The sequence below is a fragment of the Streptomyces sp. NPDC059255 genome (assembly GCF_042752355.1).
In the GTDB taxonomy this organism is placed as follows: Bacteria; Actinomycetota; Actinomycetes; order Streptomycetales; family Streptomycetaceae; genus Streptomyces.
In genome coordinates, this window is record NZ_JBHYZP010000010.1 from 14,110 (window position 1) to 34,787 (window position 20,678).

20 protein-coding genes are annotated in these 20,678 nt (G+C 73.3%); 10 read left to right on the plus strand and 10 right to left on the minus strand.

Going from position 1 to position 20,678, the window contains the following annotated elements:
- Positions 1-126: 126 nt before the first annotated feature.
- From ACFXKG_RS14780 to ACFXKG_RS14795, 4 genes are all read left to right on the plus strand, one after another.
- Entirely contained in the window at positions 127-972 is an 846-nt protein-coding gene (locus tag ACFXKG_RS14780; protein ID WP_384837600.1) for a MerR family transcriptional regulator, read from the plus strand.
- Positions 969-1,826 (plus strand): hypothetical protein, encoded by an 858-nt coding sequence (locus ACFXKG_RS14785; protein ID WP_384837602.1) that lies wholly within the window; start codon positions 969-971, stop codon positions 1,824-1,826. Before ACFXKG_RS14780 ends, ACFXKG_RS14785 begins: the two co-directional genes overlap by 4 nt.
- A gap of 103 nt (positions 1,827-1,929) precedes the next feature.
- Positions 1,930-2,745, plus strand: coding sequence for a peroxide stress protein YaaA (gene yaaA / locus ACFXKG_RS14790; protein WP_384837605.1), 816 nt, complete (start codon positions 1,930-1,932; stop codon positions 2,743-2,745).
- 137 nt (positions 2,746-2,882) lie between these two features.
- A complete protein-coding gene (locus ACFXKG_RS14795; RefSeq protein WP_384837608.1) occupies positions 2,883-3,512 on the plus strand; it encodes a bifunctional 4-hydroxy-2-oxoglutarate aldolase/2-dehydro-3-deoxy-phosphogluconate aldolase in 630 nt (209 codons plus the stop codon).
- A 61-nt stretch (positions 3,513-3,573) separates the two neighbouring features.
- On the opposite strand, the gene ACFXKG_RS14800 is transcribed toward ACFXKG_RS14795, so the two are convergent.
- From ACFXKG_RS14800 to ACFXKG_RS14820, 5 genes are all read right to left on the minus strand, one after another.
- Positions 3,574-4,464 (minus strand): GNAT family N-acetyltransferase, encoded by an 891-nt coding sequence (locus ACFXKG_RS14800; protein WP_384837611.1) that lies wholly within the window; start codon positions 4,462-4,464, stop codon positions 3,574-3,576.
- A 56-nt stretch (positions 4,465-4,520) separates the two neighbouring features.
- On the minus strand, positions 4,521-5,930 hold the full coding sequence (locus tag ACFXKG_RS14805; RefSeq protein ID WP_384837614.1) for a bifunctional RNase H/acid phosphatase: 1,410 nt from the start codon (positions 5,928-5,930) through the stop codon (positions 4,521-4,523).
- Positions 5,931-5,937: 7 nt separating this feature from the next.
- Positions 5,938-6,681 (minus strand): zinc ribbon domain-containing protein, encoded by a 744-nt coding sequence (locus ACFXKG_RS14810; RefSeq protein ID WP_384838010.1) that lies wholly within the window; start codon positions 6,679-6,681, stop codon positions 5,938-5,940.
- Complete coding sequence (locus ACFXKG_RS14815) at positions 6,678-7,571, minus strand: Nif3-like dinuclear metal center hexameric protein (RefSeq protein WP_384837617.1); 894 nt, start codon at positions 7,569-7,571, stop codon at positions 6,678-6,680. The genes ACFXKG_RS14810 and ACFXKG_RS14815 overlap by 4 nt, the downstream gene beginning before the upstream one ends.
- 124 nt (positions 7,572-7,695) lie before the next feature.
- Entirely contained in the window at positions 7,696-8,736 is a 1,041-nt protein-coding gene (locus ACFXKG_RS14820) for an ABC transporter substrate-binding protein (RefSeq protein ID WP_384837619.1), read from the minus strand.
- 185 nt (positions 8,737-8,921) lie between these two features.
- Here ACFXKG_RS14820 and ACFXKG_RS14825 point away from each other — a divergent pair, with 185 nt between their 5' ends.
- Together ACFXKG_RS14825 and ACFXKG_RS14830 are read left to right on the plus strand one after the other, a co-directional pair.
- The gene (locus ACFXKG_RS14825) at positions 8,922-10,154 is read left to right on the plus strand and encodes a hypothetical protein (RefSeq protein ID WP_384837622.1); all 1,233 of its coding nucleotides are present in this window, start codon (positions 8,922-8,924) and stop codon (positions 10,152-10,154) included.
- Between the two features lie 60 nt (positions 10,155-10,214).
- Positions 10,215-10,391, plus strand: a complete 177-nt coding sequence (locus ACFXKG_RS14830) for a hypothetical protein (RefSeq protein WP_384837625.1) — start codon at positions 10,215-10,217, stop codon at positions 10,389-10,391.
- Positions 10,392-10,515: 124 nt separating this feature from the next.
- On the opposite strand, the gene ACFXKG_RS14835 is transcribed toward ACFXKG_RS14830, so the two are convergent.
- Together ACFXKG_RS14835 and ACFXKG_RS14840 are read right to left on the minus strand one after the other, a co-directional pair.
- Entirely contained in the window at positions 10,516-10,800 is a 285-nt protein-coding gene (locus ACFXKG_RS14835; RefSeq protein ID WP_384837628.1) for a hypothetical protein, read from the minus strand.
- A gap of 180 nt (positions 10,801-10,980) precedes the next feature.
- Positions 10,981-12,366, minus strand: a complete 1,386-nt coding sequence (locus ACFXKG_RS14840; protein ID WP_384837631.1) for an MFS transporter — start codon at positions 12,364-12,366, stop codon at positions 10,981-10,983.
- Between the two features lie 604 nt (positions 12,367-12,970).
- On the opposite strand from ACFXKG_RS14840, the gene ACFXKG_RS14845 reads away from it, so the two are divergent.
- The 4 genes from ACFXKG_RS14845 (at position 12,971) to ACFXKG_RS14860 (ending at position 17,883) form a co-directional block, all read left to right on the plus strand.
- Positions 12,971-14,884, plus strand: a complete 1,914-nt coding sequence (locus ACFXKG_RS14845; protein WP_384837633.1) for an MFS transporter — start codon at positions 12,971-12,973, stop codon at positions 14,882-14,884.
- A 149-nt stretch (positions 14,885-15,033) separates the two neighbouring features.
- A complete protein-coding gene (locus ACFXKG_RS14850) occupies positions 15,034-15,621 on the plus strand; it encodes a class I SAM-dependent methyltransferase (protein ID WP_384838013.1) in 588 nt (195 codons plus the stop codon).
- A 116-nt stretch (positions 15,622-15,737) separates the two neighbouring features.
- A complete protein-coding gene (locus ACFXKG_RS14855; protein WP_384837636.1) occupies positions 15,738-16,691 on the plus strand; it encodes an N-acetylmuramoyl-L-alanine amidase in 954 nt (317 codons plus the stop codon).
- 400 nt (positions 16,692-17,091) lie between these two features.
- Positions 17,092-17,883, plus strand: coding sequence for a hypothetical protein (locus ACFXKG_RS14860; RefSeq protein ID WP_384837640.1), 792 nt, complete (start codon positions 17,092-17,094; stop codon positions 17,881-17,883).
- 80 nt (positions 17,884-17,963) lie between these two features.
- Here ACFXKG_RS14860 and ACFXKG_RS14865 read toward each other — a convergent pair whose 3' ends face one another.
- From ACFXKG_RS14865 to ACFXKG_RS14875, 3 genes are all read right to left on the minus strand, one after another.
- Complete coding sequence (locus tag ACFXKG_RS14865; protein ID WP_384837643.1) at positions 17,964-18,578, minus strand: hypothetical protein; 615 nt, start codon at positions 18,576-18,578, stop codon at positions 17,964-17,966.
- Between the two features lie 111 nt (positions 18,579-18,689).
- Positions 18,690-19,838 (minus strand): prenyltransferase, encoded by a 1,149-nt coding sequence (locus ACFXKG_RS14870; RefSeq protein ID WP_384837646.1) that lies wholly within the window; start codon positions 19,836-19,838, stop codon positions 18,690-18,692.
- Positions 19,835-20,578 carry a methyltransferase domain-containing protein gene (locus ACFXKG_RS14875; protein ID WP_384837649.1) on the minus strand — a complete coding sequence of 248 codons (744 nt, stop codon included), beginning with the start codon at positions 20,576-20,578 and terminating at the stop codon, positions 19,835-19,837. The genes ACFXKG_RS14870 and ACFXKG_RS14875 overlap by 4 nt, the downstream gene beginning before the upstream one ends.
- Between the last annotated feature and the right edge of the window lie 100 nt (positions 20,579-20,678).

Consider the following 20,678-nt stretch of genomic DNA (forward strand, 5'->3'; position numbering starts at 1 on the left):
GCCGTGCTCGCCATCGTACCCGGCGACGGCGGGCGGAACGCACCGGTGGCCGTGGCCCGCCGGCATTCCGGGGGGCGCGGATGTCCGGCTTGACCTTGCCGCTACGTCAGGGTCTGTACTGGGCCCATGAGAATCGCAGAGATCTCCGCCCTCGCCGGGGTCACCTCTCGCGCGGTACGGCACTACCACCATGTGGGGCTGCTGCCCGAACCCGCGCGGCGGCCCAACGGCTACCGCGACTATTCGGTACGGGACGCCGTTCTCCTCGCCCGGATCCGGCGGCTGACCGAGCTGGGGCTCTCCCTCGACGAGGTACGGGACGTCCTCGCCGACGACGCCGGGCGCGAACTCACCGAGGTGCTGGGCGAGCTGGACGCCGATCTGGCCCGTCAGGAGGCGCAGATCCGGGCCCGGCGGCGCCGGCTCGCCGAGCTGATGGAGACGCCGCCGACCGACGGGGGCCCGGTCTCCCCCGAGCTGGCGCGGTTCCTGCACTCCCTGCCCGCCGTCGACTCCCCCAGCGCCGCGATGGACCGCGACCTGCTCACCCTGCTCGACCGGCACGGATACGCGGACGACGGCGATGCCGAGGACGGGGACGGGGACGGGGACGGGGACGGGGACAAGGGGGGCACGGCGGACGGGGGCGGCAGCGGAAGCGCGGGCGCGGGGAGCGTTTACGACGCGCTGCGCCCCCTCGCCACCGCCCCGGAGATGCTCGGCCTCTACCGGCGCCTCGACGAACTCGTCGACGCCCCGGCCGACGACCCCCGGATCGGGCCCCTCGCCGACGATCTGTCCGCACTCCTCACCGATGAGCTCGTCGCCGCGCTGCCGGCCGGCGACGGCCCGCCCGTCGACGGGTTCGGGGACGCGCTGCTCGCCGAGTACAGCCCGGCCCAGGCCCGGGTCGTACGGCTGATCATGGAGTCCCTGAGCCGGCGGACGCGGGATCGGGGACCGGTGTCATGAAGCGCGTGGTCTGGTTCGCCGTACCCGTGTGCGAGATCGTCCTGATCGTCTGCCTGCTGGCCGGGGTGTCCCTCCCCACGCCCCTGCTGCTCGCCGCCGAGGCGCTGGTGCTCGCCCTCGTCGTCACGGAGGCGCTGGTCGTGCGCCGCTCCTACGTGGCGGCGCGGCGCTCCGGTGCCGGGCGCCGGGAGGCGCTGGCCGAGGGGGTCCGTACGGCTGTGCCGGCCCCCGTACGGCGGCTGGCCGCCCAGGAGGTACGGAGTTGGGGCAGCCTCGCGCGGTGGGCCGCGCGGCGCACGCACGGCGTGGACGCGGGCGGGCACCCGGCGCCGTACACCGGGCCGCAGACGGCGATGCTCTACGGGCTGCTGTTCGTCGCCCTCGTGGAGACCGTGGCCATGGCCGTGCTGATCCCCTGGCCGGTGGTGCACCTGATCGTCCTGGTACTGGACGTGTACACGGTGCTGATGGTGCTGGCGCTGCACGCGGGCTGTGTGACCCGGCCCCATGTGGTGGGCGCGGACGGCTCGTTGCGGGTCCGCTACGGCACCCTCTTCGAGCTGCGGATACCGGCCTCCGGCATCGCCTCCGTACGGGTCGACCGGCGCTACCCGGACGGCGGGCTCGTCCAGTACACCCCGGCGGAAGGGGGCGGGAGTGGGGACGGCGGCGGGGTGCTCGATCTTGTCGTGGGCAGCCAGACGACCGTACGGGTGGAGCTGACCGCGCCCGTTCCGTTCGTACGGCCGCTCGGCGCGACGGGCCGGGCGCGGGTGGTCCGCTTTCACGCGGACCGTCCGGAGGAGTTGGTGAAGGCGCTCAGGGAGGCGCTGCCCCCTGATGTACGCGTGTGAGAGCGGGCGGGGGCGGAGAACGGGCCGCTCGCGTTCACCTACGCTGACGCGAGGGCCGCGCCCTGTGGCCCCGTTCCGTCCCGTCCCTCCGAGGAGAACCACTGTGCTCGTGCTGCTGCCGCCGTCGGAAGGAAAGGCCGCTTCCGGGCGCGGCGCTCCGCTGAAGCCGGAGTCGCTGTCGCTGCCCGGTCTGGCCGGGGCGCGCGCCGCCGTACTGGACGAGTTGGTGGAGGTGTGCGCCGCCGACGAGGACAAGGCACGCGAGGTGCTCGGGCTGAGCGAGGGGCTGCGCGGCGAGATCGCCAAGAACGTGGCGCTGCGGACGGCGGGCACGAGGCCGGCCGGAGAGATCTACACCGGCGTGCTGTACGACGCGCTGGACCTGGCCACGCTGGATCCGGCGGCGCGGCGGCGGGCCGGAAAGTCGCTGCTGGTCTTCTCGGGTCTGTGGGGCGCGGTACGGACGGGCGACCGCATCCCCTCGTACCGCTGCTCCATGGGGGTCAGGCTGCCGGGGCTCGGCGCGCTGGCCGCGTACTGGCGGACGCCGATGGAGTCCGCGCTGCCGGAGGCGGCGGAGGAGGCCGGGGGCGGGCTGGTGCTGGATCTGCGGTCGTCGGCGTACGCGACGGCGTGGAAGCCGAGGGGCGAACTCGCGGGGCGCACGGCGACGGTACGGGTGCTGCACGCGCAGACGGATCCGGTGACCGGTGTGGAGAAGCGGTCCGTGGTCAGCCACTTCAACAAGGCGACGAAGGGCCGGCTCGTCCGGGATCTGCTGACGGCCGGCGCCCGGCCGAAGGATCCCGCGCGACTGGTGGAGACCCTGCGGGAGCTGGGGTACGTGGTGGAGGCGACGGCTCCGGCGCGGGCGGGGCGGCCGTGGGCGCTGGATGTCGTCGTCACGGAGATCCACTGAGGTTCTGTGACCGGCCGGAGACCGCTTGCCCTTGCCCTTGCCTGTCCTTGCCCTGACCCTGGCCTTGACCCTTACCTGTCATTGCATCCTGCGCAACGGGCATTGCGCATCATGGAAGCGCCCGGCAGGATGACCCCATGACCTCCGTGCTCGACCTCGCCCCCGTGATCCCCGTCGTCGTCCTCGACGACGCCGCCGACGCCGTACCGCTCGCCCGCGCCCTGGTCGCGGGCGGGCTCCCCGCGATCGAGGTGACCCTGCGGACGCCCGCCGCGCTGGACGCGATCCGCCGTATCGCGGCGGAGGTGCCCGGCGCGGTGGTCGGCGCGGGCACGGTTCTCACCCCGGACACCGTGGCCGGGTCGGTGGCGGCGGGCGCGCGCTTCCTGGTCAGCCCGGGGTGGACGGAGACGCTGCTGACCGCGATGCGGGACTCGGGCGTGCCGTTCCTGCCGGGGGTGTCGACGACGTCCGAGGTCGTGGCGCTGCTGGAGCGCGGGGTGACGGAGATGAAGTTCTTCCCGGCGGAGGCGGCGGGCGGCCGGGCCTATCTGAAGTCCCTCGCGGGCCCGCTCCCCGAGGCGCGCTTCTGCCCCACCGGCGGTATCACCCCCGCCTCCGCGCCGGAGTATCTGGCGCTGCCGAACGTGCGCTGCGTGGGCGGTACGTGGCTGCTCCCGGCGGACGCGCTGGCGTCCAAGGACTGGGGCCGGGTCGAGGCGCTGGCCCGCGAGGCGTCCGCGCTGGGCGGGGCGCGCGGGGCCTGACCCGTCTGAACCGCCGGGGCCCGGTCCGGGCTCCGGCGGTTCACGGTTCACGGTTCACGGTTCAGGCGAGCCGCGCCGTGGCGTACTCCTCCACCGGGCGGTAACCCAGGCGCTGGTACAGGGCGTTGGCCGTCGGGTTCGCGTTGTCGGCGAAGAGCAGCACCTCGTCCGCGCCCGCCTGCCGGGCCGCCTCACCGACCGCGGCGGTCACCCCGGCCGCGTAACCGCGTCCCCGGTGGGCGGGCGGGGTGTAGACCGGGGCGACGCGGATCTGCCCGGCGATGAGCGGGGCGTGGCCGGCCAGGGAGACCGGGGCACCGTCCACCTCCCAGAGGAGCAGCCGCCGTTCCTCGATCCGCGCGACCGCCTTGGCCCGCCGATGGGTACCGGCCGGTTCCCCGATCTCCTCGGCGAACGCGGTCAGCCACTCCACCGCCAGCGGAATGTCCCGGCTCTCCGCGTACCGGGCGCGGCCCTCGGGCGCGGGATCCGGTGGGACCGGCTCACCCAGCCGGAAGAGCCGCATGCCGTCGGCGAGTTGGTACGGGGGCGCGTCCGCGACCCCGGTCCGGCGGACCGGCCAGGCGGCGCCGAAGGCCTCGACATCGGCGACCCGGCCCCGTACGCCCGACGGCAGGGTGCCGTCCGCCGCCGGGGTCCCGCCCAGCGTCCGGGCCAGTTCGGCGGCGGCCCGCACCGGCATCGTGCCGAGGAACGGCGGATGCGGCGGGGTCTCCAGGAAGGTGCCGGTCACCGGGGCGTCCGGGGCCTCCCGCCACCAGCCGAACCGTACGGGGCCGGCGCCTCCCGCGCCCGCGCCGCCGGCCCGCAGCGATTCGCTGACCGTGAGCAGGATGGTGTGCCGCGCGGCGTCGGCCGCCAGGTGGGGGCCCGCCGCACGGCGGAACTCCTCGACGTCATCGGTCAGTTGCCACTTCGATCGCCCGTTCATGCCGTCCATCGTCGGGCCCCGGTCCGGCCGGGGCCAAACGATTTAGCGGGCGGCCGTCACCGCAGATGCGACGTGTCGTTGAAGAGCCGCACCGACGCGTTGCCGTCCGCGTAGTACGCCACGACCGAGACGGACGCGGCCGAGAGCTCCATCCGGAACAGCGACTCCTGCGGGGCGCCGAGGGCCAGCCGTACCAGCTCCTTGACCGGGGTGACATGCGTGACCACCAGGACCGTACGGCCTCGGTACCGGTCGAGGAGGGTGTCGCGGGCGGCGGCGACGCGCTGTCCGACCGTCGCGAAGCTCTCGCCGCCGCCGGTCGGTTCGACGTCGGGCGAGGCGAGCCAGGCGGTCAGGTCGTCCGGGTGGCGCTCCTGAACCTCGGCGAAGGTCAGGCCCTCCCACGCGCCGAAGTGCGTCTCGCGCAGGCCCTCTTCGATCCGTACGTCGAGACCGAGCCGGTCGGCCACGGCCTGCGCCGTCTCGCGGCAGCGGCGCAGCGGCGACGAGACGATGTCCTGGATCGTGCCGCGCGCGGCGAGCGCGGTGGCGATCGCGTCGGCCTGGCGGCGGCCGATGGCCGACAGTTCGGGGTCCGTGCCGCCGCTGCCGGAGAAGCGCTTGTCCGGGGTGAGGGCCGTCTCGCCGTGCCGGAGCAGGACGAAGGTGGCGGGGGCGCCGAGGTCGGCGGAGGCACCCCAGCCGACGGACGAGGAGGATTCGGAGGAGAGCGGGACCTCCTCCGGCGGCTCGTGGCCGGCGGGGGCCGCCGCGGCCGGGCCGGTGGTGACGGTCGGTGTGGCCGGGCCCGGCAACGACAACTCGGTCTGTGCCGCGCGCCGGACGGCATCCGGGGCCCCGGCGCCGTCATCCGCACCCGCACCCGCGCGAGCACCGGCTCCGGCTCCGGCTCCGGCGAGTGCCGCTCGTGCCTTGGCCGCGCCCGCCGCTGCGTCCCCGGGCGGTCCGGAGGGAACGACAGCGGCGGCGGAGGCGGCCGAGCGTGCCGCGCCCGCGTCCAGGGCCGCCGTGGAGGCCGACGCCTCCCACCGGCGGCCCTGCCTGCCCGCGTCCATCGCCTCGTTGGCCAGCCGGTCCGCGTGCTTGTTCCGCTCGCGCGGGATCCACTCGTACGTGACCCGGCCCGGCGGCAGGATCCGGCCCGCCTCGGCGGCCAGGGGCTTCATGTCCGGGTGCTTGATCTTCCAGCGCCCCGACATCTGCTCGACGACGAGCTTGGAGTCCATCCGGACGTGCACCCGCGCCTCCGGGTCCAGCTCCTTCGCGGCCTTCAACCCGGCGACCAGGCCCTTGTACTCGGCGACGTTGTTCGTCGCGACGCCGATGTACTCGGCGGCCTCGGCGAGCGGTTCGCCCGTCGCCTCGTCGAGGACGACGGCGCCGTACCCCGCAGGTCCCGGGTTGCCCCGGGAGCCGCCGTCCGCCTCCACGATGAACGTCCGCATCAGCGTGTCACAGCCCCGAGTCGGCGGTGCGGACCAGGATGCGGCGGCAGTTCTCGCAGCGCAGCACCGCGTCCGCGGGCGCCGCCTTGACCTCGTTGACCTCGGTGATGTTCAGCTCCAGCTGGCAGCCCTCGCAGCGCCGCCGGAAGAGCCGGGCCGCGCCCACCCCGCCCTGCTGGCCGCGGAGCTTCTCGTACAGCTTGAGCAGGTCGGCCGGTACGGAACCGGCCACGATCCCGCGCTCCTTGGCCACGGTCGCGGCCTCGGCGTCGAACTCCCCGACGGCGGTGTCCCGGCGCGCGGCGGCGTCGTCGGCCTTCGCCTGGACCGCGGAGACCCGCTCCGTCAGCTCGGCGACGCGCTCCTGCGCGGACTCGCGGCGCTCCATGACCTCCAGGACGATGTCCTCCAGGTCGCCCTGGCGGCGGGCGAGGGAGACGATCTCGCGCTGGAGGTTCTCCAGGTCCTTGGGCGAGGTGACCGCGCCGGAGTCCAGCCGCTGCTGGTCCCGTACGGCACGCTGGCGCACCTGGTCGACGTCCTGCTCCGCCTTGGTCTGCTCGCGGGCGGTGTCGCTCTCCTCGGTCGACGCGGCGACCAGCAGGTCGCGGAGCTGGGCGAGGTCCTTGGTGAGCGACTCGATCTCGGCGTGCTCGGGCAGCGCGGTGCGCTTGTGGTCGAGCTGCGACAGCCGTACGTCGAGGGCCTGGACGTCGAGGAGTCGGATCTGGTCTGCGGGCGCGGCGTTCAGTTGGGGGCTCCTGAGGAGTGGTGGGCTGACCAGGGGTCGGTGACCGTCTTCGAGACGTGGACCCGCAGGTCCCAGCCGTGGCGGTCGGAAATCTCGTCGAGCTGGGCGGCGGCCTGCTCGCACCAGGGCCATTCGGTGGCCCAGTGCGCGGCGTCGATCAGCCCGAGCGCGCTGTGCTGGGTGGCCTCGGAGACCGGGTGGTGGCGCAGGTCGGCGGTGAGGAAGGCGTCCACGCCCGCCGCCCTGACCTGGTCGAAGAGGCTGTCGCCGGAGCCGCCGCTGACCGCGACCGTACGGACGAGGGCGTCCGGGTCGCCGGCGATCCGGACGCCCTGCGCGGTGGCGGGCAGCCGGTGTGCGACGCGGGCGGCGAGGTCGCGCAGGGTGGCGGGGCGGTCGAGCTCGCAGATCCGGCCGAGGCCACGCCGCCCGGAGGGGTCGGTGGCGTCCGGTACGAGGGGACGCACGACCCGCAGGTCGAGGGCGCCGGCGAGGGCGTCGGAGACGCCGGGGTCGGCGGTGTCCGCGTTGGTGTGCGCGACGTGCAGCGCGATGTCGTTCTTGATGAGGGTGTGCACGACGCGGCCCTTGAAGGTGCCCGCCGCGACCGTCGTCGTGCCCCGCAGATAGAGCGGGTGGTGGGTGACGATCAGATCGGCGCCGAGCCGCACCGCCTCGTCGGCGATGTCCTGCACGGGATCGACCGCGAACAGGACGCGGGTCACCGGGGCGTCGGAATCGCCGCAGACCGTGCCGACGGCATCCCACTGCTCGGCCCGCTCGGGGGGCCAGAGGGCGTCGAGCGCGGCGAGTACGTCGGAGAGACGGGGCGCGGAGGGGACTGGAGGCACGGAACAAAGGCTACCTGCCCCCGCTCCCGCCCCCACCATGCCTGTGGATACCGCCGGTACCCGCCCTCCGCGCCGGCCGGTACCCGCCCTCCGCGCCCTCCGCGCCCCGGCCGACGCGGAAGGCCGGTCCTCCGCGTCGCCGCCCTCCGCCGTTTCCGCCCGGCTACTTGACGAGGAAGCCGCGCAGGTCGTCCAGGACCAGATCGGCCGCCGTCACGCCCAGTCCGAGGTACCAGGTCTCGTCGGAGACGTCCTTGGCGTGACCGTCCTTGACGGCCTTCAGGTTCTTCCACAGCGGGTTGGAGCGCGCGGTGTCGCGCTGGGTCTTGTCCGGGTCGCCGTACACCCCCGTGAAGATCCAGTCGGCGTCCGCGTCGTCGATCTTCTCCGGGCTGATCTCCACGGCCAGATCCACGACCTGCTGGTTCTCGGGGCGCGGCAGGCCGGCGTCGTCGAGGATCGTGCCGATGAAGGACGCCTTGGCGTACAGCCGCAGCCGGTCCGGCATGTAGCGCACCATCGAGACGGTCGGCTTGTCCGGGCCGATGTCCTTGCCGAGCGCCGCCGCCTTCTTGTCGTACGCGGCCAGCGCGGCCTTCGCCTCTGCGGTGCGGTCCAGCGCCTGGGCGTTGAGGAGGTAGTTCTCCTTCCAGGTGAAGCCGGGACGTATCGCGAAGACCGTGGGGGCGATCGCCGAGAGCGCCTTGTACTTGTCCGCCGCGCGGAGCTGGCTGCCGAGGATCAGGTCGGGCTTGAGGGCGGCGACGGCCTCCAGGTTGAGGTTGTTGATGGTGCCGACGTTCTTCGGGCTGCCCGCGCCCTTCTCCAGGTAGCCGGGGAGCGACGCGTCGCCCTCGGTCGGGGCGTAGCCGACCGGCTCGACCCCCAGCGACACGACGTTGTCGAGCTCGCCGACATCGAGCACGACGACCCGCTCGGGGCGCTTCTTCAGCTCGGTGGTGCCCATGGCGTGGGTGATGGTGCGCGGGAACTCGCCCGCCTTGGCGTCCGTCCCGTACGAGGCGGTCTTCTTGGCCGCGTCGGCGAAGTCCTTGCCGCCCGTGGCGACGGCCGCCTTCTTCCCGCCGCTGTCGCCGGAGGCGGCGGAGTCGTTGTCGGAGGTGTCTCCGCCGCCGCAGGCCGCGAGGGTGAGCGCGGCTGCGAGAGCGACGACGGCGGCGGTGCCACGGCGTCTGATGGACATCTTCAAGCTCCTGACGAGGTCACTTAGGGTCGCCTTACTGTAGGCGGCCCCGCCTCCGCCAGCACACCCGCCCCCGCACTTTCAGGCGAATCATGCGACAGCCACCCTTATGTGTGAAGTGACAGATCTCTTGTTGTTCGGCAGGAAGTGCGAAAACTAGCTTCTTCGCCGGAGGTGACGGATCGATGACTGCCTGTGCCGTCGCGACGGTGGGGTCCCCGGAGTTCACAGGGCCCGCGGAATCCGCCGGCCGTACGGAGTTCACGGTCTCGGCGGACGGGGCGTACGCCGCGCGGCTGGCCCTCATGGGCGGCTCCGGGGACGCGTGGTTCCCGGAGCGGTGGACCCTGGACGGGCCGGAGCCGTACGCCGTGCCCCTCCCCCTCGACCAGCCCGAGGAGCCCGACACGCAGGTGCTGCCACTGGCCGACGGGCGGGTCCTCGTCCGGCGCCGGGTCGCGGACCGGCACGACCTCTGCCTGCTCTACCCGGCGGGGCCGGGGACGGGCCAGCTCCCGGTGGGGACGGTGACGTGCCCGGAGCTGACACTGCTGCCGCCGTCGCCGGACGGCCGGTGCGCGTACGCCCTGGCGGTGGGCGCCCGTTCCACCACGGTGTGGCTGGTGGCGGGCGGCACCTTCGGCCCCGAGTGGGTCGCCGAGGTGCCGGGCCGCTGCACGGGCGGGGTCTGGCTCGACCGTACGGGACGGATACTGGCGCTCGACCGGGAGACGGACGGCGTGGTCAAGGGCGTCGCCGTGGATCTGGCACGGGGTGGTGAGGTGACGCCGCTGCTCCAGATCACGGAGGAGAGCAACGACCGTCTCCTGCTGGCGGATCCGGACAGCGGGCTGCTGCTGATCCGCTCCGACGCGCCGGGCCACGACCGGCTCGGCTGGGGCGTGCTGGGCAGCCGCCGCCCCGTACGGTTCCCGGAGTGCCTGCGGCCCGCGGACCTGACGGTGACGCCCTTCGCGGTGCAGCCGGGCCAGGTGCTGATGCCGGAGAGCTGCGCGGTGGCGCTGCGGATCGACGGCGCGGCGGGGAGCTGGGTGGGGGTGTGGCGCCCGGCGGGCCGCCGGCTCCACCAGCGCCCGGCGCCACGGGGGTGGCTGGCGGGGGCCGGACTGTGGACCCGGGAGGGGGTGCTGCGGCTGCCGTACGCGACGGACGCGTTGGCGTACGGGGTGGCGCCCCTCGACGCGCCCCTCGACGCGCCCGTGGACGCGCAGGCGGAGGCACGGGCCCAGGGGGAGGCGCCGGCGTCCGGCGGCTGCCCGGACCAGGACGAGGTCACGGAATCCCCACAAGCGAAATCCGCGGACCGGGAACCGTCCGGCGCTCCACGGACTCCTGTGATGTGCAGGCCTGTGCCGTTGCAGCAGGCGCCACTCACCGGCCGTGGGGTCCCTGGATAGAATTTCGCCGGGCCCTGTGCCATGGAACAAGAAGCGAACACAACGGGGTGACTTCCCAACATGTCTGAAACCCGAACCGATACGACGCAGCAGCAGCCGCAGGGAACGGCGACCGCGAGCAGCGGTGTCATCGACGGGATCGGTAAGCACCGCGGGGGTGCGGCACCGGCGGAGGACTCGACGTCTCCCGCCTACGGCCGCCACCGCCGCCCGGAAGAGGGCAGGAACGCGGCCTGACCGGCCCGGTTCCACGGTCCGCGGACGCGACGAACAGCCGAGAGGCCGCCACGGAAGACTCGTGGCGGCCTCTCGCCGTACGCGCACCTCAGGGCCGGTGCGGAGCCTGTTCGCCGGTACGCCGTCACGCGTCGGGCAGGGTCACCTTCTCCGGCCCGCAGCCGACGCGTTCGGCCTCGGCGGCGACGTAACCGGCCATCAGGTCGCGGGTGAGGCGGTGGCCGCCGGACTCCACGTCGTCCCTCTGCTCGACCATGAAGACCACGGGACCGGTCCGGCAGTCCGCCTGGTGGAGGGCCCGGGACTCGTTGAACGAGCCGAAGCCCTTCGTGCCCTTGTAGCGCGAACCGCCCCGGAGCACTTCCCGGTGGAAGATCTCGGCCGGCCCCGGATCCGCGACGGTCGTCATCCGGTGTCTCCCCCTGTTTTCCCTCGGCGTTTCCCCTCGGCTCACGGGCCGTCACGTAGTGTACGGCGGCGTGATCATCCGGCGGCGAGCGGGAATTACCGGCGAGCGGGACTTACCGAGGACCGGGACTTACCGAGGACCGGGACTTACCGAGGACCGGGAGTCACCGAGGACCGGGAGTCACCGGGTGCCGGACATCGCGCCCGTCACGTCGTCCGACGACGCGCGGGGCAGCCACAGCACCATCAGGACCGCCGCCGCGAGCAGCACCCCGCACCCCGTCCTGAAGGCGAGCGCGTACCCCTCGGTCAGCGCCTGCGGCCCCGTGCCGCCCGCCGTCCGTGTCGCGGCGACGGTCGAGAGTACGGAGAGACCGAGCGCGCCGCCCATCGTGCGCGAGGTGTTGACCAGCCCGGAGACGAGGCCCGCGTCACCGGGCGCCGCGCTCCCCGTGGCGAGGGCGGCGAGCGGGGTGGTGGCGAGGCCCAGGCCGGTCATCATCAGGATGCCGGGGCCGAGGATCACCGAGAGGAACGTTCCGTCGGCGGTCATCATGGACTGCCAGCCGAATCCGGCCGCCGCCACCAGCGTCCCGGTCGCCGCGAGGCCGCGCGCCCCGGTCCGTTGCATCAGCCGCGGCGCCAGCTTCGAGCCGAGCACCACACTCAGCGAACTGGGGACGAGCGCGAGCCCGGCCTCCAGCGGTGTGTAGCCCAGGACGTTCTGGGCGTACACCGTCATGAAGAACCACATGCCGAAGGAGGCCGAACCGCAGACGAACATCGCCGTGTTGGCCGCCGACACCGCCCGGATCCGGAACAGCCCCAGCGGCATCAGCGGCTCCTTCGTCCGCGCCTCCACCACCAGGAATACCCCGAGCAGCAGCACGCCGCCCAGCAGCGGGAGCAGCGTGGCGGGGGCGCCCCAGCCGCGCTCCTCGGTCTGCACGATGCCGTACGCCACCGCCGCGAGCCCGGTCGTGACCAGCACCGCGCCCGGCAGGTCGAGGCGGCGGCCCGCGGCGGCCCGGGACTCGGTGAGCCAGAACGCGGCGCCCGCCAGGACCAGGACGCCCACCGGCACGTTGATCAGCAGCACCCAGCGCCAGGAGAGCAGATCGGTGAGGACCCCGCCGACCAGCCCGCCCGCGGCGCCGCCGCCCGCGCCGACCGCCGTCCAGGTGCCGATGGCGCGGGTCCTCGCGGCGCCCGCGGGCACGGCCGAGGTGAGGATGGTGAGCGTCGCGGGGGCCAGTACGGCGGCACCGAGCCCCTGGACGGCGCGTGCGGCGATCAACTGCCAGCCCTCCTGGGCCAGTCCCCCGGCCGCGGAGGCGAGCGTGAAGACCGCGAGCCCGAGGAGGAAGGCCCGCTTCCGGCCGAAGAGGTCGGCCGCGCGCCCGCCGAGCAGCATGAAGCCGGCGAACGCGATGGCGTAGGCGCTGAGGACCCACTGGAGCCCGGGGGCGGAGAGCCCGAGATCCGCGCGCATGGACGGCAGGGCCACATTGACCACCGACACGTCGAGGACGACGAGGAACTGCCCGGCGCAGGCGGCGAGGATCACGGCCCAGGTGCGGGCCGTAGAGAGAGGAGAGGTAGGAGAGGCAGGAGAGGCAGGAGAGGCAGAAGAGAGGGGCGGCGACGGGGATGAGGAGGGAAACGAGGAGGGGGATATGGGAGACAAGGGGGATACGGAGTCGGCTGTGGTTCCTGATTCCGATTCCGACGCTGATTCCGCGGAGGCTCTGGCCATGGCCGTCATGGTCGCAGCCGACGAGTGCCCCGTACATGGATATTTCGCCGGAGCCGGAGGTCGGCCGGAGGGCGTACGCCGCGCGGGCCCCGCGCGGGCGCCCGCCCCCCGAGCACCCGTTCACACACCGTTTACCGGAATATGGCCGCGGGGGCCGGAATACGGCAGCGGCGACACGGGTTGGACTGAGAAGGTTTCATAGTGCACGCACTTGGCCGCCGGGCCGGCCCGAGGGCCGGTCCGGTCGCGTCGAGGGCCGCACCAGTGCCACCGCCCGCCCCGTACGTACCCGTACACACCCCTGTCGTTCGATACCCCCGTACCCCCCGCCGTACCCTCTGCACTCCCCAGCTACTCCTCGCACCCCCTGTACTCCCTGTAAGAATCCTTTTTTCTGCCCCGGAGGCCCGCACATATGCCGCAGACGACGCCGACCGATCAGCACGCCGGAGGGCTCCCGGATCCTCGACCCCGCAAAGCCGGCGGCATCGTCCCCGTCCTCGCCTTCGCGGGCATCACCGTCGCGGTGATGCAGACCCTGCTCGTTCCTGTCATCAAGGACCTCCCCGCCCTCCTCCACACCGCGCCCGCCAACGCCACCTGGGTCATGACGGCGACCCTCCTCGCGGGCGCCGTCGCCACCCCGATCATGGGGCGGCTCGGCGATCTCTTCGGCAAGCGGCGGCTGCTGCTCACCAGCCTCGCCGTCATGGTGATCGGCTCGCTGATCTGCGGCGTGACCGACGACCTCGTGATCATGATCGTCGGCAGGGCGCTCCAGGGCTTCGCCATGGGCGCGATACCCCTCGGCATCGGCATCATGCGCGACGAGCTGCCGCGCGAGAAGCTCGGCTCGGCCATGGCGCTGATGAGTTCCTCCATCGGCGTGGGCGGCGGACTCGCCATGCCCGCCGCCGCGCTGATCGCGCAGAACGCCGACTGGCACGCCCTGTTCTTCGCCGCCGCCGGACTCGGCGCGCTGTCGATCCTGCTCACCGTCCTCTTCGTACCGGAGTCGTCGGTACGTGCCCCCGGCACCTTCGACTGGCTCGGCGCGATCGGTCTCTCCGCCGGACTCGTCTCCCTGCTCCTGCCGGTCACGAAGGGCAGCGACTGGGGCTGGACCTCCGGCACCACGCTCGGGCTCTTCGGCCTCGCCGTCGTCATCCTGCTGCTGTGGGGCCTGATGGAGCTGCGCAGCGCCGCCCCGCTGGTCGACCTGCGGACCAGCGCGCGCCGCGAGGTGCTGCTCACCAACCTCGCCTCGATCATGATCGGGGTGGCCTTCTACGCGGTCACCCTCGTCCTGCCGCAGCTGCTCCAGCTCCCCGCCTCGACCGGTTACGGCCTGGGGCAGTCGATGGTGGTCGCGGGCCTGTGCGTGGCACCGCTCGGCCTGACGATGATGCTCACGGCGCCGCTGTACGCGCGGATCTCGGCCCGCCGCGGCCCGAAGGTCACGCTGATCATCGGCATGCTGATCATGGCGGTCGGTTACGGGGCGGGTCTCGGCCTGATGAGCGCCGCCTGGCAGACGATCGTCATCTCGGTGGTCCTCGGCGCGGGCATCGGACTCGCCTACTCCTCGCTGCCCGCGCTGATCATCGGCGCCGTGGACGCGTCGGAGACGGGCGCGGCCAACGGACTCAACACCCTGATGCGCTCCATCGGCACGTCGATGTCGAGCGCGGTGATCGGCATGGTGCTGGCCCACACCTCCGTCCCGGCGGGCGGGGTGGCGGTGCCGAGCATGCACGGCTTCCGGATCTCGTTCGTCATCGCCACCGGCGCGGTGGTGATCGGTCTGGTGCTGGCGTTGTTCCTGCCGGGCCGGCGGCCCGCCGGGCTCCAGGAGCCGGCCGCCGGGGCGGAGGAGGCCGCGTACGGGACGGCCGCCGCCTACGGGACGACAGGGGCGTACGGGACGGCGGAGACTGCCGGGCACCGGGCGACGCTGGTCGCGGGCTCCGGTGGCTTCACAGGGCGCGTGCTGGACGGCGCCGGGGCGCCGGTCGCCCGGGCGAACGTCACGCTGATCGACCGGCGCGGCCGGCAGGCGGGCCGGGGCACGGTGGACGCGGAGGGCCGGTACACGCTGCTGCCGCCGGGCGCGGGGCCCTACGTCCTGGCGGCGACGGCCCCGGGACACGCGTCGCACGCGCGCCCGGCGGAGTACCGGGGCGACGGGGTGCCGGTCACGGTCGACCTGGTCCTGGACCGGCCGGGAGCCGGCCTCACCGTCGGGGCCGCCCCGGACGCCGCACCCGGGTCCGCCCCGGACCTCGTACCGGCGCGGCCGTACGGCACGATGGAGTCGCCCGGTACCTGACACACCGCCGGATCCGTCCGAGGAGAGACCCCATGGCCGCAGCGCACTCCAACGGCCCGGCGACCGGCCCTTCGACCGGCCGCGCCACCGGAGCCGGGACCGGGCCGGCGCCGGACGTCCTCGCCGCCTTCGAGGCGGCGAAGGGCTTCATGCCGGTCCACGAGGGGCTCGCCCTGTACGCGGCGGCCACCGATGCGGCCGTACTCGGGCTGCCGCTGCTGGAGATCGGCACGTACTGCGGGCGCTCCACCCTCCTGCTGGCCGCCGCGGCGCGCGACGCGGACACCGTCGTCGTCACCGTGGACCACCACCGCGGCAGCGAGGAGCAGCAGGAGGGCTGGGAGTACCACGACGCGGAGCTGGTCGACCCGGCCACCGGCCTGATGGACACGCTCCCCGTCTTCCGCTCCGTCCTGCACCGGGCCGGCCTGGAGGACCGGGTGATCGCGGTCGTCGGCCGGTCGCCGCGGGTGGCGCGGGCCTGGGGCGACGGGCGGTTCGGGCTCGTCTTCATCGACGGCGGCCACACCGACGAGCACGCGAGCGGCGACTACGAGGGCTGGGCCCCGACGGTCGCCGAGGGCGGGCTGCTCGTCATCCACGACGTCTTCCCCGACCCGGCGGACGGCGGCCAGGCTCCGTACCGGATCTATCTCCGGGCGCTCGACTCCGGAGCGTTCACCGAGGTGTCGGTGACCGGCACCCTGCGCGTGCTGCGCCGCACGGCACGGCCCTGAGCCGACGGGTCCCGGCCCCTCCCCGGGGCCGACGCCCTGAGCCGACCGAGGGGGCCGCGACCGCCCACAGGCCGGACCTGCACCCGGCCGGCGGGAGGGGCCACTAGCATCGCGACGTGTCGTACGACGAGAGCCCGCAGCCCGCACCCCGCCGCTTCCGGCGGCGCCACCTCACCCTCGCGGTCGCCGCGCTGGTGCCGACCGGGCTGGTGGGGTGGCTCGTGTGGCAGGGGATGAGCGGATCCGGCGAGGACGGCGCGTCCGCCGCCACGGCCGCCGGCGCCACCGCCTCCTCCGCCTCCGCCTCCCCCACCGGCCCCGCCACCCCGCGTCCCCCCGGGTCCGTCCCGGGCGGCGGGGCGGCGGACGACGTCCCCGGTGGCACCGATCCGGCCGGGTCGCTCGCCGGGAAGGTCGTGGTCATCGACCCGGGCCACAACCCGCGGAACAAGGACCATCCCTCCGAGATCAACGAGAAGGTCGATATCGGCACGGCCACCAAGGAGTGCGACACCACCGGTACCGAGACCGACTCCGGTTACACAGAGGCCGAGTTCACCCTCGACGTCGCCCACCGGCTGCGGGCGCTGCTCGTCCGGCAGGGCGCGACGGTCACGTACACGTACGACAACGACCGCCCGTACGGCCCCTGTGTGGACGAGCGGGCCCGGATCGGCAACGAGGCGGAGGCCGACGCCGTCGTCTCCGTCCACGCCGACGGCTCCGCGCCCGGCAACCGCGGCTTCCACGTGATCCTGCCCGCGCAGGTCAAGGGCGGCGGCGCGGACACCTCCGCGATCGTCGGCCCCTCCCGCGAACTCGGCGAGCACATCGTGGGCAATTTCGTGCGGGAAACCGGAAGCGCTCCGTCCAACTACCTGGGCGACGGTACGGGCTTGGACGTACGCGAGGATCTCGGCGGTCTCAACCTTTCGACGGTGCCGAAGGTCTTCCTCGAGTGCGGCAATATGCGGGACTCGGCCGACGCCGCCCTGCTGACCGACGCGGAATGGCGGCAGAAAGCGGCGCGTGGGCTGGCCGAAGGCATCAGCGGATTCCTGAAGAATTGAAGAAGGAAAAGTGAATCACTGTGAGATCACTGTGAGATCGCCGTGAGGGAGTGAGCGAAGGGGCGGGCGAAGGAGACCGTGCGGGGACCGGCGGGAAATCCGCGTGAACCGGCGGCAGTCCGCGGGGCGGCCGGTGAGACGGGCGGGTGGGACGGCAGGTGAGGAAGTCACGGAAGGTGCCTCAGCGGCGCGGGCGGCGGTCCGGCGATGTCGCGGAACCGCATAACGGACCCTCGTAACGGCCCGGTACCAGGCCAGATACCCGGCAGACGCCCCGATCGGGCAGACGATAGATTCATCCGTACGATAGGGAGCCGCCCCCGAGCTTCGCACCGTGCACCGCATCATCAGCGGCCCGCGACGACCGCCCCGACGAGACGACCGACGAAGGACTTTTCACGTGAACATCCGCTCCCTCACTAGAGGCGACGGCGTGGTGATCGGAGCAGCGGTGTTGCTGTTCATCGCCTCGTTCCTCAATTTCTACGACTCGACGAGCTACAGCAGCGGGCCGAAGGCATGGGACATACTCGGCGTCGTGATGAGCGTGCACATCGCCGGCGTCATCGCAGCGGCCCTGATCGTCGTCTCCCACGCGCTCCCGCAGGCCCCGAAGAAGATCGTGGGCCTGGACGTCCATCAGTTCGGTGTCGCGCTCGCCCTCTTCGCCGCGTGGACCTCGCTCTGGTACCTGCTCGGTGACGGCCGGGCCGGCGGCGGCCAGATCCTCGGCTTCTTCAGCATCGTGGCGCTGGCGGGTGCCGCCGTGGCGACCCCGCTCGTCCCCGCGCTGAAGGTCGCGCTCGTCGGCGCCCCGAAGCCGCAGACTCCGCAGCCGTACGGCGGCACGCCGGGCGGCCCCGGTCAGGGGTACGGATACCCGGGCGGCCAGCAGCCGTTCGGCGCGCAGGGCCAGTCGGGGGCGTTCGGCACGGGCGGCCAGCCGGCCCCGCAGCAGGGCCAGCCGTCGCAGGGCGGCGGGGCTCCGGCGGGCGACTTCGCGCCGTTCTGGTTCGCCGTACCGGTGGCCCGTCCGCTCTTCGGTGAGGACGGCTCGCAGGCGCCGATCGCCGAACTGGCGCCGGGCACCTGGTACTTGGCGGTCGAGCAGCGCGGTGCCGGTCTGGTGGCCCAGACGCAGGACGGCCGCCGTGGCGTCCTGCAGGACACCTCGGGCATTCAGCGCGGCTGATCCAACGCCCGCCGGGGAGGCCCTGGTCCGGAACTACGCGTTCCGGGCCAGGGCCTCCCGCGTTTCACCGCCCGGCCGGTTCAGCCGCCGCTGGTGAGCTGCGACAGCGAGGGCACCTTGTCCTTCACCGGCGCGCCCGCGCTGTCACCGGCGCTCTTGATGCCGGTGATGTTCTTCTGGAAGTTGCTGATGTCCGAGCCGCTCGCGTTGCCCTTGGCGAGTTTCGTGGCGAGCCCCTTCAGCGAGGCGATCCCCGCCGAAAGCGGTGCCACGGCCTTGGAGAGCAGCGGGTCGCCCTTGGCGTTCTTGGTGGCCGCCTTCAGCCTGTTGTAGGTGAAGGCTCCGGCGAGACCGGCCTTGACCAGGGCGAGCTTGCGCCCCTTCGCGCCCTTCTTGAACTTCCCCGCCTTGTACGGCTTGACGATCCACTGGTACGTCGCGCCGGCCGCGAGCGCGGCGTTGGCGACGAAGCGGGTCTTGGCGAACTTCTGCTTCTCGGCGGAGGTGGTGGGCGAGGCCTCGGCCACGTCGACGGCGGGGGCCGCCTGAATGGCTCCTGCGGGCCTCTCGGCCCGGGGTGACGCGGCGCCGCCGCAGGCTGCGGTCGTCAGCAGCGCGCAGGAGAGCAGCAGAGCCAGTACGACGCGGCGCACCGTCACGCGGGGTACGCCCCGTATGTGAGGGTTGTCGGACATGGGAACCTCCCTGGCAGACTGCCTGTAGCGTCACCGGCGCACCGGCCCGCCGCCACGCGGAATGGGCCGTTCGGGTCGCTCCCCCGGCCGACGACGCTCCATCCGCCCAGGTCAGCGGCAGCAGTCCGGTTCCAGGCCGTGCGGCAGCCGCTCACCGCCGAAGACCGCGGTCGTCGCCTCGTCGCCGCCCAGCGCGGCCACCGCCAGCACCAGCGAACCCGCGGTCCAGGTGGTCAGCTCCTCCGGCCACATGCCGCGCTCGTCGCCCTCGAAGACGTACCCCGTCCAGTACATCCCGCCCTCCGCGCGCAGGTGCTGGATCGACTGGAGCACCTCCAGCGCGCGGTCGGACTCCCCCATCACCCAGAGGGCCAGGGCGAGTTCGCAGCTCTCGCCGCCCGTCACCCAGGGGTTCGGCAGCACGCAGCGCACCCCGAGTCCCGGGACGACGAAGCGTTCCCAGCCCGCCGCGATCCGGGCCGTGGCCGCCGCTCCGGTCACGGCGCCGCCGAGCACGGGGTAGTACCAGTCCATCGAGTAGCGGCTCTTGTCGAGGAACCGCTCGGGGTGTTCGCGGATCGCGTGTGCCAGCGCGCCCGCCGCCAACTCCCAGTCGGGCTGCGGCTCTTCGCGCTCGTCGGCGATGGCGAGCGCACAGCGCAGCGCCTGGTGCACGGAGGAACTTCCGGTCAGCAGCGCGTCGTCGAGCGGGGTGCCGTCCGCCTCCCGCCGCCAGCCGATCTGCCCGCCGGGCCGCTGGAGTTCGAGGACGAACTCGACCGCCGCGTGGACGACGGGCCACATCCGGTCGAGGAACGCGTCGTCGCCGGTGGCGAGGTAGTGGTGCCAGATGCCGACGGCCGGGTACGCGCAGAAGTTGGTCTCGCGGCCCAGGTCGGCGGGGCGGCTCACCCCGCCGTCGCCGTCGGTGTCGCCGTTGGAGTCGGTGTCGGTGTCGCCGTCGGTGTAGGCCGCGTACCAGGAGCCGTCCTCGTTCTGGTGCCGGGCGAGCCAGTCGTACGCCCGCGCGGCGGCCTCGTGCTCGCCCGCCGCGTCCAGCGCCATGGCCGCCTCGGTGTGGTCCCACGGGTCGAGGTGGTGGCCGCGGAACCAGGGGATGGCTCCGTCGGGCCGCTGTACGGCGAGGATCCCGGCCACGGTGCGCGCGGCCTGGTCGGCGGTGAGGACGCCGGGCAGGACGAGGTGCTCCGTCGCGCCGGGCCCGGGGCCGGGGCCGGAACCACGGCTGGGGAAGGTCACTTGACGGCCGCCGAGGAGGCGTCGGGCAGGTGCGGTTTGGTCGCGTACGCCACGAAACTCTTGCCCACGACGGGGTTGAGGAGCTGTTCGGCGATCCGGGTGGCGGCGGGTTTCTTCATGATGTCCCAGACCAGCAGCTTGTGGTACGCGCGGACCGGGAGCGCCCGGTCGTTGTCGACGCCGAAGGCGCACTTGAGCCACCAGTACGGCGCGTGCAGCGCGTGCGCGTGGTGGGTGCCGTACGGCTTGAGCCCGGCCTCCCGCATCCTGCCGAGCAGTTCGTCCGCCTTGTAGATGCGGATGTGGCCGCCCTCGACCTCGTGGTACGCGTCGGAGAGCGCCCAGCAGACCTTCTCGGGGCCGTAGCGGGGCACGGTGACCGCGATCCGGCCGCCGGGGCGCAGGACCCGGACCATCTCGGCGAGCAGGCCCTTGTCGTCGGGGATGTGCTCCATCACCTCGGAGATGATCACGACGTCGAACGACGCGTCCGGGAACGGCAGATGGAGCGCGTCGCCCTCCATGGCGGTGGCGGTGGCGCCCGCCGGGGCCTCGCCCGCCGCCTTCATCGCGGCGAACCACTTGGCCACCTCGCGGATCTCCTCGCCGTTCCGGTCGAGGGCCACGACCTGGGCACCGCGCCGGTAGCACTCGAAGGCGTGCCGGCCCGCGCCGCACCCCAGATCGAGCACACGGTCGCCCGCGGCGAGCGGGAAGCGGGTGAAGTCCACGGTCAGCACAGGGTCGTCCTGCTTTCGCGGTCGAGGGCACGGATGCGGGTACGGAGGCGGATCCGGGTACCGGGGCGGGTACGGGGACGGACAGGGGTGTACGGGTCGG

What these genes read in the sequence shown, in the direction of transcription:
- ACFXKG_RS14780 (WP_384837600.1), top strand. Translation starts at nt 127, where the DNA reads ATGAGAATCGCAGAGATCTCCGCCCTCGCCGGGGTCACCTCTCGCGCG.
- ACFXKG_RS14785 (WP_384837602.1), top strand. Translation starts at nt 969, where the DNA reads ATGAAGCGCGTGGTCTGGTTCGCCGTACCCGTGTGCGAGATCGTCCTG.
- ACFXKG_RS14795 (WP_384837608.1), top strand. Translation starts at nt 2,883, where the DNA reads ATGACCTCCGTGCTCGACCTCGCCCCCGTGATCCCCGTCGTCGTCCTC.
- ACFXKG_RS14800 (WP_384837611.1), bottom strand. Translation starts at nt 4,464, where the DNA reads ATGAACGGGCGATCGAAGTGGCAACTGACCGATGACGTCGAGGAGTTC.
- ACFXKG_RS14805 (WP_384837614.1), bottom strand. Translation starts at nt 5,930, where the DNA reads ATGCGGACGTTCATCGTGGAGGCGGACGGCGGCTCCCGGGGCAACCCG.
- ACFXKG_RS14815 (WP_384837617.1), bottom strand. Translation starts at nt 7,571, where the DNA reads ATGGTGGGGGCGGGAGCGGGGGCAGGTAGCCTTTGTTCCGTGCCTCCA.
- ACFXKG_RS14820 (WP_384837619.1), bottom strand. Translation starts at nt 8,736, where the DNA reads ATGTCCATCAGACGCCGTGGCACCGCCGCCGTCGTCGCTCTCGCAGCC.
- ACFXKG_RS14825 (WP_384837622.1), top strand. Translation starts at nt 8,922, where the DNA reads ATGACTGCCTGTGCCGTCGCGACGGTGGGGTCCCCGGAGTTCACAGGG.
- ACFXKG_RS14830 (WP_384837625.1), top strand. Translation starts at nt 10,215, where the DNA reads ATGTCTGAAACCCGAACCGATACGACGCAGCAGCAGCCGCAGGGAACG.
- ACFXKG_RS14835 (WP_384837628.1), bottom strand. Translation starts at nt 10,800, where the DNA reads ATGACGACCGTCGCGGATCCGGGGCCGGCCGAGATCTTCCACCGGGAA.
- ACFXKG_RS14845 (WP_384837633.1), top strand. Translation starts at nt 12,971, where the DNA reads ATGCCGCAGACGACGCCGACCGATCAGCACGCCGGAGGGCTCCCGGAT.
- ACFXKG_RS14850 (WP_384838013.1), top strand. Translation starts at nt 15,034, where the DNA reads ATGCCGGTCCACGAGGGGCTCGCCCTGTACGCGGCGGCCACCGATGCG.
- ACFXKG_RS14865 (WP_384837643.1), bottom strand. Translation starts at nt 18,578, where the DNA reads ATGTCCGACAACCCTCACATACGGGGCGTACCCCGCGTGACGGTGCGC.